We start from the raw sequence: 16,032 nt of genomic DNA, 5'->3' as shown, positions 1-16,032 counted from the left end.
CAAACTCCTCAGTTAGTATTTCATCTATATTTCATTGATTACCACTTCATCTTGTTATTGAATGTTATTATTATACTTTGAAACCTTTCGCTATAACTTCCAACTCATTCGCTAAGTGTGCTAAATCACCACTGACACTGGCTAGCTCTTGTGAAGCACTAAGAGTTTGCTCAGTGCTTTGGCTGATCTCATCAACATGATCAACAATTTGCTTAGCCGAATCAGACTGGGCTTCAGTAGAATTAGCAATATCGTTCGTCATATTGTTGATTTGAGCCACTGAAGCAGTGATTTCTTTCAATGATTGTCCGGCAGCGCTTACTTGCTCAACACTGGTGTCAGCAAAAGATTTACCATTTTCCATCGCGTTTACGGCTTCTTTTGCAGCAGCCTGTAATTTTTCAATGGTGGTTTGAATTTCAACAGTTGAGTCCTGCGTCCTGGAGGCTAAAGTTCTCACTTCATCAGCTACAACCGCAAAACCACGCCCTTGCTCACCAGCACGCGCAGCCTCAATAGCTGCATTAAGTGCTAATAAGTTTGTTTGTTCAGCAATACCTCGAATAACATCTAATATCACCCCAACTTGATTGGCGTCATTATCTAACTGATCAATTACATCTGACGATTTTTCAACCGTATTAGCTAATTGATGAATGGTCGAAACCGTTTGTTCGACAACTTCAGCCCCATGACTAGAGACTTGCGAGGTTTCTGTCGCCGCAGATGCTGCTTGAGCCGCATTATCTGCCACACTGTGAACACTGGTATTAAGGCTTTCAACCGCTAGTTTTGCATTTTGTGCACCTTGTTGCTGAACCATGGTGATAGTATTAGTTTCTTCCGCCGTGGTACTCACGGTTGATGCCATCTCGGATAAGGGTAAAGCCAAATCAACCACTTGCTTAATAGTGGTTTGTAATTTTTCTATAAATCGATTGAAACACCTGACTAGCTCGCCGATCTCATCTTTAGATTTTGCAGATAATCTAACGGTTAAGTCACCCTCTCCATCTGCTAAATCACTTAATGAGCTGATAACACTTTTCAGCGATGAAGTGATCCCTGAAATAATAGGCACCGCAGCTCCAAAAAGTAACGCTATGGTGACAAAGCCCATAACATAACCTGTGGTCACTATATTTTCTGCAGAGTTATTCGCAGTGGAGATGACATTTTTAAACTGTTCAACATTTTCTTCATTAAAGCGTTTTACTGTGCCCTTTACCGTTTCAAATGCTTCATTCATCGACTTTCCCATCTCAGGTAATTTTTGAAAATCAATGGTTTCATTGATCATACCTTCTGATAGAGCCTTTGCCTGACTGTAATAATCTTGAAACTGTTTCGCCATTTGTTGTTTTTGACCAACAAATTTGGGTGAAATAGCACCAATTTTGTTAATGAGACTATTAATTTCCTCAGCCAATTTATCTGATTTTTCTATTGCTTCTAATTCGCCTGTGGTCACTGCACCATTTAACATTTCAGATATTCTTACAATCGATACCGACACTTCTTTAGAATACTGAACAACCGGAAATTGAACTTCTTTAGCTTCTGATAACAAAGCTACATTTTCGTTCGCAGTTAACGTGGCCAACGTCAGGTAAATCACAAAACTAATTGAACCGATCACCGGAATTAAATAGATTTTTTTTGTAATAGATAACTGGTTTAAAAAGTTCATATACGTAAGTTCTCCACATGTATCTAATTAAAATGTAGAACAAAATTAAAAAAACAGTTAATAAGTTTTTTTAATTAATGCAATATTGTTTATCTAGGCAGAGTGGACGCTTAATCCTGTAGAGAGTAGAACGAATTAGAAAAATTTACTTGTTGATTAACTCCCCGAAACTAGACGGTGGCTTAAACCGTCAGGTATTGTGTTGGTATTGACGTTGGCACAAAATAGTGAGTTGATACAGAATAAACGCAATATCATATTTAACTCTTTCACAAATCGGTGAAGCAATAACATAAGGGAAGAGCTCGTGTTCCAGTTTTTTCGTCAACATGCCGACAACATCTTGGCAAAGTGTCATAATGACCGTTTGTTAGCACTTGATGTGTTAAGAGGGATCACAATTACCGCCATGGTAATTGTTAACAACCCTGGCAGCTGGTCTCATATCTATGCACCACTCAAGCATGCGCATTGGCATGGACTGACACCAACCGACCTTATTTTTCCATTTTTTGTGTTTATGGTTGGCGTTTCAATTGGTATTGTCCAACACCGAAAAAGCAATACCTTAGCTCTACATAAAACCGTCTGGCTGCGTAGTGCCAAACTATTTGGGCTTGGGTTATTTTTATTTCTGTTTTATTTCAACTTCCAGTCCGCTACTTTTAATTGGTTTACTGATAGATTAAGCCAAATAAGGTGGATGGGAGTTCTGCAGCGATTAGCATTGGTATATTTGCTCACCTATTACCTTGCCCATTATTTAACTCGAAAAGGCTTATGGTGGGCGTTTGTCTGCACGCTAGCTGTTTATTGGTTAAGCATGATGTACATCCCTTATACTTCAGCCGATGGCACTGAATATGTAGGTCAATTGCTCTTTGGTAATAACTTTGCTGCCTACCTTGATGCTACTTTGCTCGGAAAACAACATTTATACTACCAAAAGGCCACACCATTTCCTTTTGATCCTGAAGGTATATGGAGCACGATTCCTGCCATTGCTTCAGCGATAAGTGGTGTGTTAACTGGGCAATATCTACTATCACCAAACAACAGCACCCCTACCAAAGCAAAGAAGTTATGCCTTTTTGGGGGGCTCGCACTTATACTTGGGTATACCGTAGCAAATGATTTTCCAATAAACAAACAACTATGGTCACCGTCTTTTGTTTTGGTCAGCTCTGCTTGGGCACTTATTATCTTAAGTGGACTTATTTGGTTATTAGATGTTAAACACTACCGCCGTTGGAGTGCACCATTTGTGGTATTTGGCATGAATGCCATTGGTTTTTTTGTGTTATCAGGAGTCATTGCTAGAGTTTTACTCATGATCCCTGCCGGTGAAGTTAGTTTGAAAAGTTTCCTTTATAACACTGTTTTCTCAAACTTGTTTTCACCAACCTTTGGCTCTTTTGCTTTTGCACTTTGTTTTTGTGGCATCTGTTATTGGATTTTCTACCAGCTATATCAAAAGCAGATATTCTTTAAAGTGTAAAATATTGCCCAATAAAAAAGCCCGAACAATTGTTCGGGCTTTCTCTGGTAAAAGTAATGATTTTTACTTAAGTAAAAATTACTTTTTAGCCAACTTCTCTTTGATACGAGCAGAACGACCTGAACGCTCACGAAGATAGTAAAGTTTAGCTTGACGAACATCACCGCGACGTTTGACTTCAATTGAGTCAACGATTGGGCTGTGTGTCTGGAATACACGCTCTACACCAACACCGCTCGAGATTTTACGAACAGTGAATGCTGAATTAATGCCACGGTTTTTAACAGCGATTACAACACCTTCAAACGCTTGAAGACGTGATTTATCACCTTCTGTTACTTTAACTTGAACGACTACAGTGTCGCCTGGTGCGAACGCTGGTACGTCAGTTTTTAATTGCTCTTGCTCGAGCATATCAATAATTTTACTCATAATTACCTTCTTCCTAGGGTTCACAGTCATCAACAGCTATGACTTGTTACTACGTTTAATAGCCTCAAGCATCTTTTGCTGTTCTGCTGTCAGAGCTAGGTCAGTTAAAAGTTCTGGTCGTCTAGTCCATGTTCTTTCTAACGACTGAAATTCTCGCCATTGCCGAATATGTTCATGATTACCACTTAACAGCACTTTAGGCACAGACTTACCATCTAATACCTCAGGCCGGGTGTAGTGAGGACAATCCAATAACCCAGCTGAAAAGGAATCCTGTTCAGCAGATTGATTATGTCCTAATACCCCTGGCACAAAGCGTGCAACAGCATCAATTACATTCATTGCAGGGAGTTCTCCTCCGCTTAGTACGTAATCTCCAACCGACCATTCTTCATCAATATCTGATTCAATAAGTCGCTCATCGATGCCTTCATAACGTCCTGCTATAAATATCAGTCGGTCATGTTGTGATAATTCGTGTACACCTGCTTGGTCTAATTTCCGTCCCTGCGGTGATAAATATATAACCTTCGCTTTACTACCACCAGTAAGAGAAGCATCTTTGTCAGCTGCTTGTCTTGCTGCTTGGATAGCATCTCGTAATGGCTGTACCATCATCAACATCCCTGGACCACCGCCGTAAGGTCGGTCATCAACAGTACGATGTCGATCATGGGTAAAGTCTCTTGGATTCCATTTATGAAATTCAATCAACCCATTACGAATCGCTCGGCCAGTCACCCCATATTCAGTGATTGCATCAAACATTTCTGGAAAAAGGCTTATCACCCCTATCCATTTTCTCTTATTGCTAAGAGTGCTTGTGGTTTCGCATTCACTCACTAGTTAGAAACCTGGGTCCCAGTCAACACAAATTTGTTTATCTTCCATACTTACCGAAGTTACAACCTGATCAAATAAATAAGGTATTAACCTCTCTTTTTTGCCAAAGGCGTCATTTCGGTTCGCTTTTACAACCAGTACATCATTAGCGCCAGTTTCTAACATGTCAGAAACTGTCCCTAGGTCATAACCTTGGGTTGTCACAACTTGCATACCCATTAAGTCTCGCCAATAAAAATCACCTTCAGGTAATTCTGGCAAGGCGTCTTCGGTAGTAATAATTTCTGACCCAACTAACGCTTGCGCTTCGTCACGATCATCAACATGTCCTACTTTAACAATGAGCCCTTTGTTGTGTTTACGCCAATCAGTTATTTCTACTGATTGAATCTTATTTCCTAATTTTAATGACCAAGGAAAATAGTCAAGGATCGCTTCTTGTTCATCAGTAAAAGAATGAATTTTCAACCAACCTTTAATACCGTAGACACTGCCTACCTTACCAAGGATTATCTGTTTACTTTCTTCCACTATGACTCCAAAACTTACCTGAATTAATTAAGCTGCAACTTGTGCGTCTTTAACTAATTTGGCCACACGATCAGATACTGCAGCACCTTGACCAACCCAATGGTTGATACGATCTAGGTCTAAACGTAATTTTTCTGCTTGACCTTGTGCTGTTGGGTTGAAGAAACCTACTTTCTCGATGAAACGACCATCGCGAGAGTTACGGCTATCAGCAACTACAACCTGATAGAATGGACGCTTCTTAGCGCCGCCACGGGCTAAACGAATGGTAACCATATCGTCCTCTATTTATTTAAGTGTTAAAACGAATTTTCCAGACATTTTCTATCACCTGGGTGACAGAAAAGCTCGCGTATTCTACGCTTTTTTAATCAGAAAGCAAGTATAATAAAGAGAAAAGAGGCTAAGTGGTATAAGGGAAAAAGCAAGATATCTCACAAAAGCAAATGGCTACGCCACTAAAAATTAACCACTCAATTGCAACTCTCGCTAAAATCATATCACTAAATTAGAAGAGCACATATTCAATCGCTGGCTAAAACACATAAAAAAGGTAGCAATTATGCTACCTTATGTCTCATCGTATTGTGCAATCGATAGTGGTTAACGACCGAAACCACCAAAGCCCCCCATACCACCAGGTGGCATCATGCCTTTCATTGAACGCATCATTTTCTTCATGCCGCCTTTGCCTGACATCTTCTTCATCATTTTCTGCATTTGGGTGAATTGTTTTAATAACTTATTTACATCCTGAATCTGAGTACCAGAGCCAGCAGCAATTCGACGTTTACGAGAACCTTTAATAATATCTGGACGCTGACGTTCACCTGGCGTCATCGAGTTGATGATAGCTTCCATTTGAATAGTAACTTTATCATCCACCTGACCTTTGATCTGTTCTGACATATTACCCATGCCCGGCAACTTGTCCATTAACCCCATCATGCCGCCCATATTTTTCATTTGGACTAATTGTTCACGAAAATCTTCTAGATCAAACCCTTTACCAGATTTTACTTTCTTGGCTAATTTTTCTGCCTGTTTACGGTCGACTTTTTGTTCAACTTCTTCAATCAGCGACAGCACATCACCCATCCCTAATATGCGGGATGCAATGCGATCTGGGTGAAAGGGTTCTAAGGCTTCAATTTTCTCACCAACACCCATAAACTTAATTGGCTTACCTGTGATATGGCGAATGGATAGTGCAGCACCACCACGAGCATCACCATCAGTTTTCGTTAATACGACACCTGTTAATGGTAAAGCATCATTAAACGCTTTCGCAGTGTTTGCAGCATCTTGACCTGTCATTGCATCAACAGTAAACAAAGTTTCCACAGGCGTGATGGCTGCGTGTAATGCTTTGATCTCCGCCATCATATCGTCATCTACGTGTAAACGACCCGCGGTATCAACAATTAACACATCAAAAAAGTGCTTTCTAGCATGATCAATTGCCGCATTGGCAATATCAATCGGTTTTTGTTGTATATCACTTGGAAAGAATTCAACACCAACTTCGCCAGCCAAGGTTTCCAACTGCTTAATCGCCGCTGGACGATAAACATCCGCGCTGACGACTAATACTTTTTTCTTTTCACGCTCTTTTAAAAATTTTGACAGCTTAGCGACTGACGTCGTTTTACCCGCACCTTGAAGGCCGGCCATTAACACAACGGCAGGAGGGGTCGTTTTAAGGTCTAATGCCTCGTTAACTTCTCCCATCGCAGATTCAAGTTCTTTTTGTACTATTTTGACAAATACTTGCCCTGGAGTAAGGCTTTTCGATACATCTTGACCAACCGCACTTTCTTTCACTTTCGCGATAAATTCGCGAATAACTGGTAATGCGACATCAGCCTCTAATAAGGCCATGCGCACTTCTCGCAACGTTTCTTTAATATTGTCTTCAGTTAATCGGCCACGACCACTGATATTTTTTAGCGTTTTACTTAAACGATCGGAAAGGTTTTCAAACATGTAACGACTCTAGCAATAACAATTTAGAGGGAATTTTCGCCATTATACTCGTCGGATAAATAAGCGAAAGCAATAAATACATTTATCTACAATATGATGACGATGTATAAAATTTCAATACTGAGGAGGTTATTCCTCTCTAACTTGTTAAGTAGATTAAAAAATATGATAAACTGACATCATCATTAATTACCTAGCCTTTACACGTGGATATTTTCTCACAACTTTTTGTTAATTTTATCGAGCTATCAAGTGAGGCCGCCCCGTGGCTATTACTTGGGTTAATTATCGCAGGATTAATGAAAGCATGGGTACCGACAAAGTTGCTCAGTCATCACCTAGGGCAAGGTAAAGTAGCGATAGTAAAAGCAGCGATTATTGGTGCACCTTTACCACTTTGTTCTTGCGGTGTTATCCCTGTTGCTACCGAACTAAGACGCAGTGGCGCTTCTGTGCCAGCAACTTCTTCATTTTTAGTAGCCACACCCGAAACAGGTGTTGATTCGGTATCTGTCTCTTATGCATTGCTTGGCCCTATTATGGCAATTTATCGTCCTATCACTGCGATTTTATCTGCGATAATGACAGGTTTATTTGTATCCGGCGCTAGCGAACCTGATAAACAACCATCAATGAGTTCACGCTCATGTTGTGCCAGTGAAAATAAGCAAACGACGACAAACACTAACTGTTGTGGTAGTCAATCAACACCTAATCAGCCTAGTGTTATCAGTAAAACACTCAGTGGTTTACGCTACGCGGCGACACAATTGATTGATGATTTAGTGATTTGGTTATCGATAGGTCTAGTATTTGCGACTTTAGTCAGAACTTTTGTACCTGAAACATTTTTACTTAACTACGGCAGTGGATTACCTGCCATGCTATTAATGATCGCGATTTCTATTCCTATGTATATTTGTGCTACCGCCTCAACGCCAGTTGCTGCGGGGTTAATTTTATCGGGCATTTCACCAGGGACAGCATTAGTATTTATGATGGCAGGGCCTGCCACAAATATTTCTACATTAGGTGTGATCAAAAACGAAATGGGTATCCATGTACTTTGGCGATATTTACTCGGTATTAGTAGCTGCGCGGTAGGGTTTGGCTTACTGCTTGATTGGATATTAAGTCATTTTTCTATCAATTTTACTCAACAAATGCAACATAGTCATGAAATCTTGCCTTTTTGGTTTAGTCTTTTTTGTTTATCGTTATTAATTTTTTTAGCGCTTAAACCATTGAGAAAGTTTATAATCAAACCACATCATTGATATAAACCATATTTCAGCTAAAAATTGATCATATTGCTGGTTTCATTGCCGATTTTTGATATATTTTCAATTCAGCTAAACACGATGTAATTGACCACACTTTTGGAGTAATTTTTGGATTTTTCAAATATCAGTTCACTGCTAGCCAGTGTCAGTTATTTAATAGCTACATTAGCCATTATATTTCGTCTTTTTCATCCAAAAGGCCCCAATATTATCGCCGTACTCACTTTTGGTTGTATTGGTATTGTCTTTCATACCTTAACAACTGGACAGTACCTTTTAGCCAGTAACGGCATCGACTTTGCCTTACCCAATGTGATTTCATTAGTGTCGTTAGTCATCACACTCACTATCACCGCCCTGGCACTAAAATATAAAATTAACCTATTATTACCTGTCACCTACGGCTTTGCAGGTACTTGGTTGTTTATTGCGATTTTTATTCCTCATGATCATCATACGCCATTAGTGTTTGAGCAATTAGCTGTGTTTAGCCATGTCACGACCGCCTTAATCGCTTATTGCATTTTGATTATTGCAACGCTATATGCGTTCCAAGTGGCTTATATTAATATGAAATTAAAGAAAAAAAACTTAACAGCTGTGGCACATCTACCGCCATTAATGCAAGTTGAAGGGCAGTTATTTTATATTCTTGCTGTGGGTACAATCTCATTGTTTTTAAGCCAGTTAATTGGGTTGATTTTCTTGGACAACTTTCTATCAAAAGAAAATGCTCATAAAACGGTGTTATCATTACTTGCATTAAGCATTTATAGTATAATTTTATGGGGACATTATAAAAAAGGTTGGCGCGGTCACCGGACATTAATGTTAACCATAATAGCCTCATCTTTGCTCACATTGGCTTATTTTGGCAGCCGTTTTGTGAAAGAGTTTCTCTTATCGTAACTTTTAAGGTATAACTAGCACCATAGTGCGTGATTAGGCGCATCAGCTATATTGATTAGGAACTAAAGGACCACTTTTTGGATAGCATCTCAACCAATATGTTGTTTACCATACTCGGTATACTCATATTAATCTCAGCCTATTTTTCAGGCTCTGAAACCGGCATGATGTCACTTAACCGTTATCGGTTACGTCATTTAGAAAAACAAAAGCATAAAGGCGCGAAACGTGTTGGTCGTTTACTCGAAAGACCTGACCGTCTAATAGGCTTGATACTAATAGGCAACAACTTGGTCAACATTGCTGCTTCAGCTATCGCGACCATTATAGGTATGCGCTTGTTAGGTGACGTAGGTGTAGTATATGCAACTTTTATTCTTACCTTGGTAGTATTAATCTTTGCCGAAGTAACTCCGAAAACCTTGGCTGCGCTTTATCCAGAAAAGGTTGCATTTCCAAGCTCAATCATTTTAACCGTGCTATTAAAATTGCTTTATCCATTAGTTATCGCGGTTAACTGGATCACCAATGGCATTTTATCCTTGCTGGGTGTTAGTTCTAAACAGCGAGAGCAACACAGCTTAAGCTCAGAAGAATTACGCACCGTTGTAAACGAATCTGGCGCATTGTTAGCGGAAAAAGATCAGGATATGCTGGTCAGTATACTGGATTTAGAAAAAGTCACCGTAGAAGACATCATGATACCACGCAGTGAGCTAGTGGGCATTGATATCAACGATGACTGGAAAAAAATTCAGAAACAATTAACCCAATCTACCCATACCCGAGTATTACTTTATCGCGATAGCATTGATGATGTTGTTGGGTATTTTCATATGCGTGATGCCTTAAAATTACTGTCTAAAAATCAGTTCACCAAAGCAACATTGATCCGTGCGGTACGTGAGCTGTATTTTATTCCAGAAGGCACTACCCTCAATGTACAGTTATTGAAATTTCAACATGCGAAAGAACGCTTAGGCCTAGTTGTTGATGAATATGGAGATATTCAAGGTTTAGTTACCTTAGAAGATATACTGGAAGAGATTGTCGGTGACTTTACTACGACAATGACGCCAGCAGCCTGTGATGAGGTAAATATTCAACCTGATGGCAGTTACTTAGTTGATGGTACGGCAACCATCCGTGATATTAATAAAGAAATGAATTGGCACTTCCCCACCGATGGACCAAAAACACTTAATGGCTTGATCCTTGAGTATTTAGAGGATATTCCAGAATCAAACTTAAGTGTCCGTATTGCGGGTTATCCGCTAGAGATAGTTGATGTAACCGATAACATGGTCAAATCAGTACGTATTCAGCCAGAGTTTTATAAAAAAACGCCTGCACAAGAAGAATAGTTCAGACTACGCTTAGCCTAACAACATAGTTGAAGCACTACGTTGTGATTTTCGGCTAAGCGATATCTCCGGCTATGTTTCGACGACTCGCCTTGCCAGAGCTGTAACTTTAAACATTTAATGTGGATAATGGCAAGTTGAAACAAAAAAACTCACAACGTTATCCACAACCCAAGATCGTTTTTTCATGTTTCCACAATTTCTGTGGATAACATTTGCAAGACCAATAAATCAATGGCTTTGCATTTTGCAAACTATTTTTAATGAAAAAATGAAGTTTTTTTAACATAAATGAAAAGCTCAAAGCTGACGTGCGCTAGCCATGAGTTTTTCCTAAATCCGTTGTTTTGGCAAGGAAAATGCAGTCTATTAACTTGTAAAATTAAAACATGCGCTCGGGGATTTTAAAAATTTTAACTAATAATTTCTTCGTACATTTTTACGTATCAATCAAGCAAAAATAACCGTAATTTGATCATAGAAAGTGAAAGCATATTTTTAGAGGATTTTAACCGCTTTTTAAGCATATATTTGCCTAAATAAGGACATAGGCTTAAAAGTTATCCAAAGTCTCGCTATATGTAAAACAAGGCTTCAACTCTTTCTCTTATCCAAAAAATAATCGCCACAACCAGCTTTTATCTAAGTCAGCTTCACAGCTTTTTAATTGGCTGCTGTACCGACGTGCTCGGTTATCGACTTTACGGGCAACTTTAACTAACCAAGCCTTCTTTTTATATGTTTTGCGGCGAAATCCACCCCAGCCTTCGTGGTAATTTAAATATTGATTATAACCGTCCCACTTCGACACTTTATTAATCCGCTGGGTTTTATAAATAAACCAAGCCATAAAGTCGATTGCATCATCAAAATCATCGCGATCAGCACCTGAATTATCCGTTTCCCGAATATAATCCTCCCATGTCATGGTTTTCGCCTGAGAATAACCATAAGCAGTACTTACTCGTCCCCAAGGAATAAAACCTAATAGATAGTCACGAGGTGGCAGAGCATCTTCTTTAAATGAGCTCTCCTGATACATCAAACTCATCGGTACATGAATAGGCACCCCCCAACGAGAGCGTGCATCTTTAGCCGCGAAATACCAATCTCGATGTTCTCGAAATATTTCACATAAATTCTCGGGATTTTGTGGAGGAGGAGTTGCGCAATTTGAAAGTAGCAGAGTTGCTAACGCAGCAATAATAAAAGAATGTACCTTTTGCATAACATCAAAAAACTAAATAACATCTGACGTCATAATGCCAGAAACAACAACTTTTAACAGTAAGTAAAAAAAATAAAAATTTATTTAAATTATTTTTGAACTATTTATCTCCTTACTACTCTTACTGTTAATACTTTCATATAGTGTTTCCCCTGGACTTGTTAAGCGCGTTTCTAATTTTAGAAATGCGCTTTTTTTTATCTACATTTTAAATTTATTTTGAACTTATTCTTTCACTTGTACTCATACTAGACGAGAGGTTTTTATTTCCCTTAGTGTTTCATGTTTTTGACGCGTTTTCTGTAAAGTTAACGCGTTTTTTTTATTCTAATTTTTTACACATAGTTTTGAACTTTTGAAAAATTAACGACTCTTAATTATTGAGAGACATTTTCCCTTAGTGTTTATTTACTTGATATGCCCATTTTATTAATGGGCATTTTTTTATAAAAAAATAACAGAAAATGATATTAGCTTTCATGCACTTAAAATGAAAAATTAATATTTAAGAAAAAACATCAAAAATTATTGAATAAATATTGAACTAATAAAAATGTAGACGGTCATAATGTTTGAGAGCAAATACCTCCCTGGACTGCTTTCTTATTTGTTACAGCGCGTTGCCCTAACGCGCTTTTTTTTACCTAAAATTTAACTGTCAAAAGTATACAAGGCCATAAAGACCTTGCACCTCTAGCTAGCAAAATAATTAGCTAAGAACTGATCGAAATCTAGCTCATCACTCTGCTCTATCTGTTGCTGTTGTTGATGAGATAATTCTGCCTGCTCAATAAAGTATTGTTGATCATAAAACTGGTAGTCAGCAGCTAACGCTTCACTGCGATAACGGCTAGCTTGGCTTAAAGCGAACTCGGTTAAACTTTGGTTTTGCTCCACCACGAGTGACAACATTTGTGCCGAAGGCGTTAAACTAGGATCGGCTAGTTTCTGTTGCTCAAAAGCTAACGCTTTACCATAAACATCGCTGTCGTATGCTTGATCTAATAAATGTGCAACTTGCTTCATTTGAGCAAACAACTCATCACCCCATTCTGGTACTGATTTTTCTTTACCATTATCCATCAAACGCAGCTGAGGATCTCGACCTCGTACCACAACATCTTCCATATTTTTCTGATAATCATTTTGCTTATCACAGTTTAATAATGGGCTAGGCTCTAGAAGACAAAACGTTAAGAAAACATCAAGGAAATGTATTTGCTCAAGACTTATCCCTGTATCAACAAATGGATTGACATCTAATGCTCTTACTTCAATATATTCAACGCCTCGTCGAGTTAATGCTTCTGACGGTTTTTCTCCCGATTCAGCAACTTGCTTAGGTCTGATCGGAGCATATAGTTCATTTTCAATTTGTAACACATTACTATTTAATTGACGGTACTTGCCATCAACCTTCACCCCGATTTGTTCAAACTTTTTCGAAGGTAAATTAATCGCTTCTTTAACGCCATCAATATAGCCAGCCAAATCGTTATAACAAATATGTAATGACGATTGTTCACTGTTGGTATAACCCAAATCACTCATTCTCAATGACGTTGCATGTTCAAGGTATAAGTAACCACTGTCAGATTTTTTAAATGGTAGCTTTGTCTTTTTACCTTGTAAGAATGATGGACAAATTGCAGGAGAGCTGCCGTACAAATAAGGGATCAACCAACAATAGCGTTTATAATTTCTCAACAACGCAAAGTATTTATCAGAGACAAAGGTTTGCATATCATCATTATTTTGATCGATAGTTTTTAATGTTTGCCAAAATTGTTGAGAAAATGAAAAGTTAAAGTGAATACCTGCAATCACTTGCATCATGCTACCATAACGATTCTTTAAACCGCGGCGATAAACATTTTTCATTGTGCCAATATTTGAGCTGCCATATTGGGCTAACACTATCTTGTCATCATCTTCGACAAAGCATGGCATACTCATTGGCCAGATCACTTCACCATTCATTTGTGACAACGTGAACTTTTGAATATCTCTCAATTGATCAATTGATTGCTGCGGACTATGACTTACTGGCGTAATAAACTCCAACAAGCACTCTGAGTAGTCTGTAGTAATATTTGAATGAGTGAGAGCTGCGCCCAAATCATGATGATGACCATGTTCTGATAAACGCCCTGCTTTATGTACTCTTAAGCCTTCCCGCTCAATTCCTCGACCAATGCCAGTTAACGAAGTGATGTGATTATCGTCGCTGAACGCGTCGATATAGTGCTGATAAGAATTTGACAAAATATTCCCTGTAACATTGAGCATAAGCTATTTAACTATTTAGGGTTAAATCTTGCTATTTCAATGCGTTTCATTAGATTTAATCAAAATAATTATAAACGCGTTATTCGAAAGCGCTATAATTACATGCTTTACCGCTTAACTAAGACCTATTTACCTTGAACTAACTTTCATCGGTATGTCTTTCACTCAAAATGATAATAACGGTTTTTTATCATTTCATCATCAGGTAAAGTGAGCTAAACAATAAGACAGACGATATTAACTGGAACTTACACCCATTTTTCTTCCTTTCTGTTATGGCAATAACCATCACTATTTAAGACATGGCTGATAAAAATTTATGACATCTGAGATACCTGAAATTCAACTAGTTGATCAGCAAACCGACTTTATTATTATCAACAAACCTGCCGGAGTCAGCTTTCACAATGAACAGCAACAGCTAGGCTTATTTCATCAAGTTAAATCTATGCTCGCCGTACCAGAGCTATACCCAGTCCATCGCCTTGATAAAATGACGTCAGGCTTGATTATTTTCGCTACGACCAAAGAAAGTGCGAACCGCTTTCAAGAACTGTTCAAACAGCATGAAATTGAAAAATACTACCTCGCACTAAGTGATAAAAAACCCAAGAAAAAACAAGGCTTGATCAAAGGCGACATGGAGAAAAGCCGACGCGGTATGTGGAAATTAATGAGAACAAATGATAACCCAGCGATTAGTCAATTTTTTAGTTACAGCATTGAACAAGGGCTGCGCTTATTTCTGATCAAACCACACACAGGCAAAACCCATCAAATTAGAGTGGCATTAGCAAGCATTGGGGCAGCCATACTTGGCGATAACTATTACGGTAAAACAACCGCGGATCGCGGTTATTTACATGCTTATGCTTTACAATTTAACTATCACAACAAGCTCTATCAATATGTCTTACCCCCAACATCTGGAGACTATTTTAACAGTAGCAATGCACAAACAAAAATAATGCAGTTAAATCCTCCTTGGCAACTAGAATGGCCGACAAAGCTTACTTAACCTTCAGATTTGTATCAGAAATAGTGCTAAGTTCAATAAAACAATAACTTAACAGTATCTTATATTTCTGCTTGATATTTTTTTGAATTCAAGGATTTAAGGAGCTGGAATAACTGTTTATTTCGCTTCAAGATAACACAAAAGTCAGTAAACATAGCTGCTAGAAACGTATTGCTTATGCAAAGTTGCGGTTACTCAGTTGTAGATAATTTTAATTGCTGATAGTACGTTTTCGTCACATTATATTCCCGCTCAAGCCCCCATTTTTGATATATAGACCGAGCTTTATCAGTTAAAATAAAGTTCGGATAGCTTGAGTCCCACAGCTGCTTCGCACGCATACCATTAGGTGTATCTGCAAACGCGGCATAAATCTCCGCATAACCGATTAGTTTAGCAACCAAATCATCAGTAATATTAAGTCTTTCAGCTAATAAATATGAACCTTCAGTATCCACCATATAGTCACTTCGTTGATGCATTAGCTTATAGACAGCTTGTTTGCGTGTTTGTACCTCGTTCTGTTGAAAGGAAAATGAGGGTAAATATTGACTGAAAGGTTGGCCTAATCCAGCCAAAAAGGTGATTTCTTTATTCGCTAAGGAATTAACTCCTTGCCAGTTTTTTTCATTTTTTTTAGGAAAAATAGCGAGCAAGTTATCTGTGTCATGTGGGTACTTTGAATAGTTAAATTGAAAATTTTCATCTTTGAACATACCTATCATCATATCTGCATGTCCATTTTCAAAGAGTTTCACTGCCCTTCTATAAGGGTAAACACTAGTCTTTACTTGATAACCATGTTGAGCAAATATTTCTTTTGCTACTTCAAACTGCTGACCTGTACCATCAGCATTGGTAACGGGATATAATAATTCGCCAATCAGGTAAATGGTTTTCTGCTCTGGAGACTGTTCCAAAGCAATACAATTTATTGAAGTAAGTAGTAAGAAAAGCGCAA

At 38.4% G+C, this 16,032-nt stretch carries 14 protein-coding genes; 5 read left to right on the top strand and 9 right to left on the bottom strand.

The genetic code is table 11. From position 1 onward, the window contains the following. Positions 1-70: 70 nt before the first annotated feature. On the bottom strand, positions 71-1,690 hold the full coding sequence (locus IV514_RS03470) for a methyl-accepting chemotaxis protein (RefSeq protein WP_206483498.1): 1,620 nt from the start codon (positions 1,688-1,690) through the stop codon (positions 71-73). A gap of 307 nt (positions 1,691-1,997) precedes the next feature. Between IV514_RS03470 and IV514_RS03465 the strand changes: the two genes are divergently transcribed. Next, the gene (locus IV514_RS03465; RefSeq protein WP_346776891.1) at positions 1,998-3,188 is read left to right on the top strand and encodes a DUF5009 domain-containing protein; all 1,191 of its coding nucleotides are present in this window, start codon (positions 1,998-2,000) and stop codon (positions 3,186-3,188) included. 78 nt (positions 3,189-3,266) lie between these two features. Here the strand turns inward: IV514_RS03465 and rplS are convergent, their stop codons facing one another. The 5 genes from rplS to ffh form a co-directional block, all read right to left on the bottom strand. Then, positions 3,267-3,620 (bottom strand): 50S ribosomal protein L19, encoded by a 354-nt coding sequence (gene rplS / locus IV514_RS03460; RefSeq protein ID WP_206483497.1) that lies wholly within the window; start codon positions 3,618-3,620, stop codon positions 3,267-3,269. Between the two features lie 36 nt (positions 3,621-3,656). Further along, positions 3,657-4,463: a tRNA (guanosine(37)-N1)-methyltransferase TrmD gene (gene trmD, locus IV514_RS03455; RefSeq protein WP_346776890.1), complete on the bottom strand. Its 807-nt coding sequence runs from the start codon at positions 4,461-4,463 to the stop codon at positions 3,657-3,659. A gap of 3 nt (positions 4,464-4,466) precedes the next feature. After that, positions 4,467-4,997, bottom strand: a complete 531-nt coding sequence (gene rimM / locus IV514_RS03450; protein WP_206484012.1) for a ribosome maturation factor RimM — start codon at positions 4,995-4,997, stop codon at positions 4,467-4,469. A 24-nt stretch (positions 4,998-5,021) separates the two neighbouring features. Next, positions 5,022-5,270 (bottom strand): 30S ribosomal protein S16, encoded by a 249-nt coding sequence (gene rpsP, locus IV514_RS03445; RefSeq protein ID WP_206483496.1) that lies wholly within the window; start codon positions 5,268-5,270, stop codon positions 5,022-5,024. Positions 5,271-5,597: 327 nt separating this feature from the next. Then, complete coding sequence (gene ffh, locus IV514_RS03440; protein WP_206483495.1) at positions 5,598-6,980, bottom strand: signal recognition particle protein; 1,383 nt, start codon at positions 6,978-6,980, stop codon at positions 5,598-5,600. 206 nt (positions 6,981-7,186) lie between these two features. Here ffh and IV514_RS03435 point away from each other — a divergent pair, with 206 nt between their 5' ends. From IV514_RS03435 to IV514_RS03425, 3 genes are all read left to right on the top strand, one after another. Further along, complete coding sequence (locus IV514_RS03435; protein WP_206483494.1) at positions 7,187-8,257, top strand: SO_0444 family Cu/Zn efflux transporter; 1,071 nt, start codon at positions 7,187-7,189, stop codon at positions 8,255-8,257. 114 nt (positions 8,258-8,371) lie between these two features. Further along, positions 8,372-9,172 carry a cytochrome c biogenesis protein CcsA gene (ccsA, locus tag IV514_RS03430; RefSeq protein ID WP_206483493.1) on the top strand — a complete coding sequence of 267 codons (801 nt, stop codon included), beginning with the start codon at positions 8,372-8,374 and terminating at the stop codon, positions 9,170-9,172. Between the two features lie 77 nt (positions 9,173-9,249). Next, positions 9,250-10,536, top strand: a complete 1,287-nt coding sequence (locus tag IV514_RS03425) for an HlyC/CorC family transporter (protein WP_206483492.1) — start codon at positions 9,250-9,252, stop codon at positions 10,534-10,536. A gap of 607 nt (positions 10,537-11,143) precedes the next feature. Here IV514_RS03425 and IV514_RS03420 read toward each other — a convergent pair. Continuing rightward, positions 11,144-11,764, bottom strand: coding sequence for a hypothetical protein (locus tag IV514_RS03420; RefSeq protein ID WP_206483491.1), 621 nt, complete (start codon positions 11,762-11,764; stop codon positions 11,144-11,146). A gap of 693 nt (positions 11,765-12,457) precedes the next feature. Further along, positions 12,458-14,029 (bottom strand): glutamate--cysteine ligase, encoded by a 1,572-nt coding sequence (gshA, locus tag IV514_RS03415; RefSeq protein WP_241242159.1) that lies wholly within the window; start codon positions 14,027-14,029, stop codon positions 12,458-12,460. Positions 14,030-14,372: 343 nt separating this feature from the next. Here gshA and IV514_RS03410 point away from each other — a divergent pair, with 343 nt between their 5' ends. Continuing rightward, the gene (locus IV514_RS03410) at positions 14,373-15,071 is read left to right on the top strand and encodes a TIGR01621 family pseudouridine synthase (RefSeq protein WP_206483489.1); all 699 of its coding nucleotides are present in this window, start codon (positions 14,373-14,375) and stop codon (positions 15,069-15,071) included. Between the two features lie 191 nt (positions 15,072-15,262). Here IV514_RS03410 and IV514_RS03405 read toward each other — a convergent pair whose 3' ends face one another. Continuing rightward, the gene (locus IV514_RS03405) at positions 15,263-15,991 is read right to left on the bottom strand and encodes a transporter substrate-binding domain-containing protein (protein ID WP_206483488.1); all 729 of its coding nucleotides are present in this window, start codon (positions 15,989-15,991) and stop codon (positions 15,263-15,265) included. Positions 15,992-16,032: the final 41 nt, after the last annotated feature.

Source organism: Thalassotalea sp. G2M2-11 (assembly GCF_017168195.1).
Classification (GTDB): Bacteria; Pseudomonadota; Gammaproteobacteria; order Enterobacterales; family Alteromonadaceae; genus Thalassotalea_E.
The sequence above is the reverse complement of the archived record's forward strand: the minus strand, read 5'-3'. Positions and strand labels throughout refer to the sequence as shown.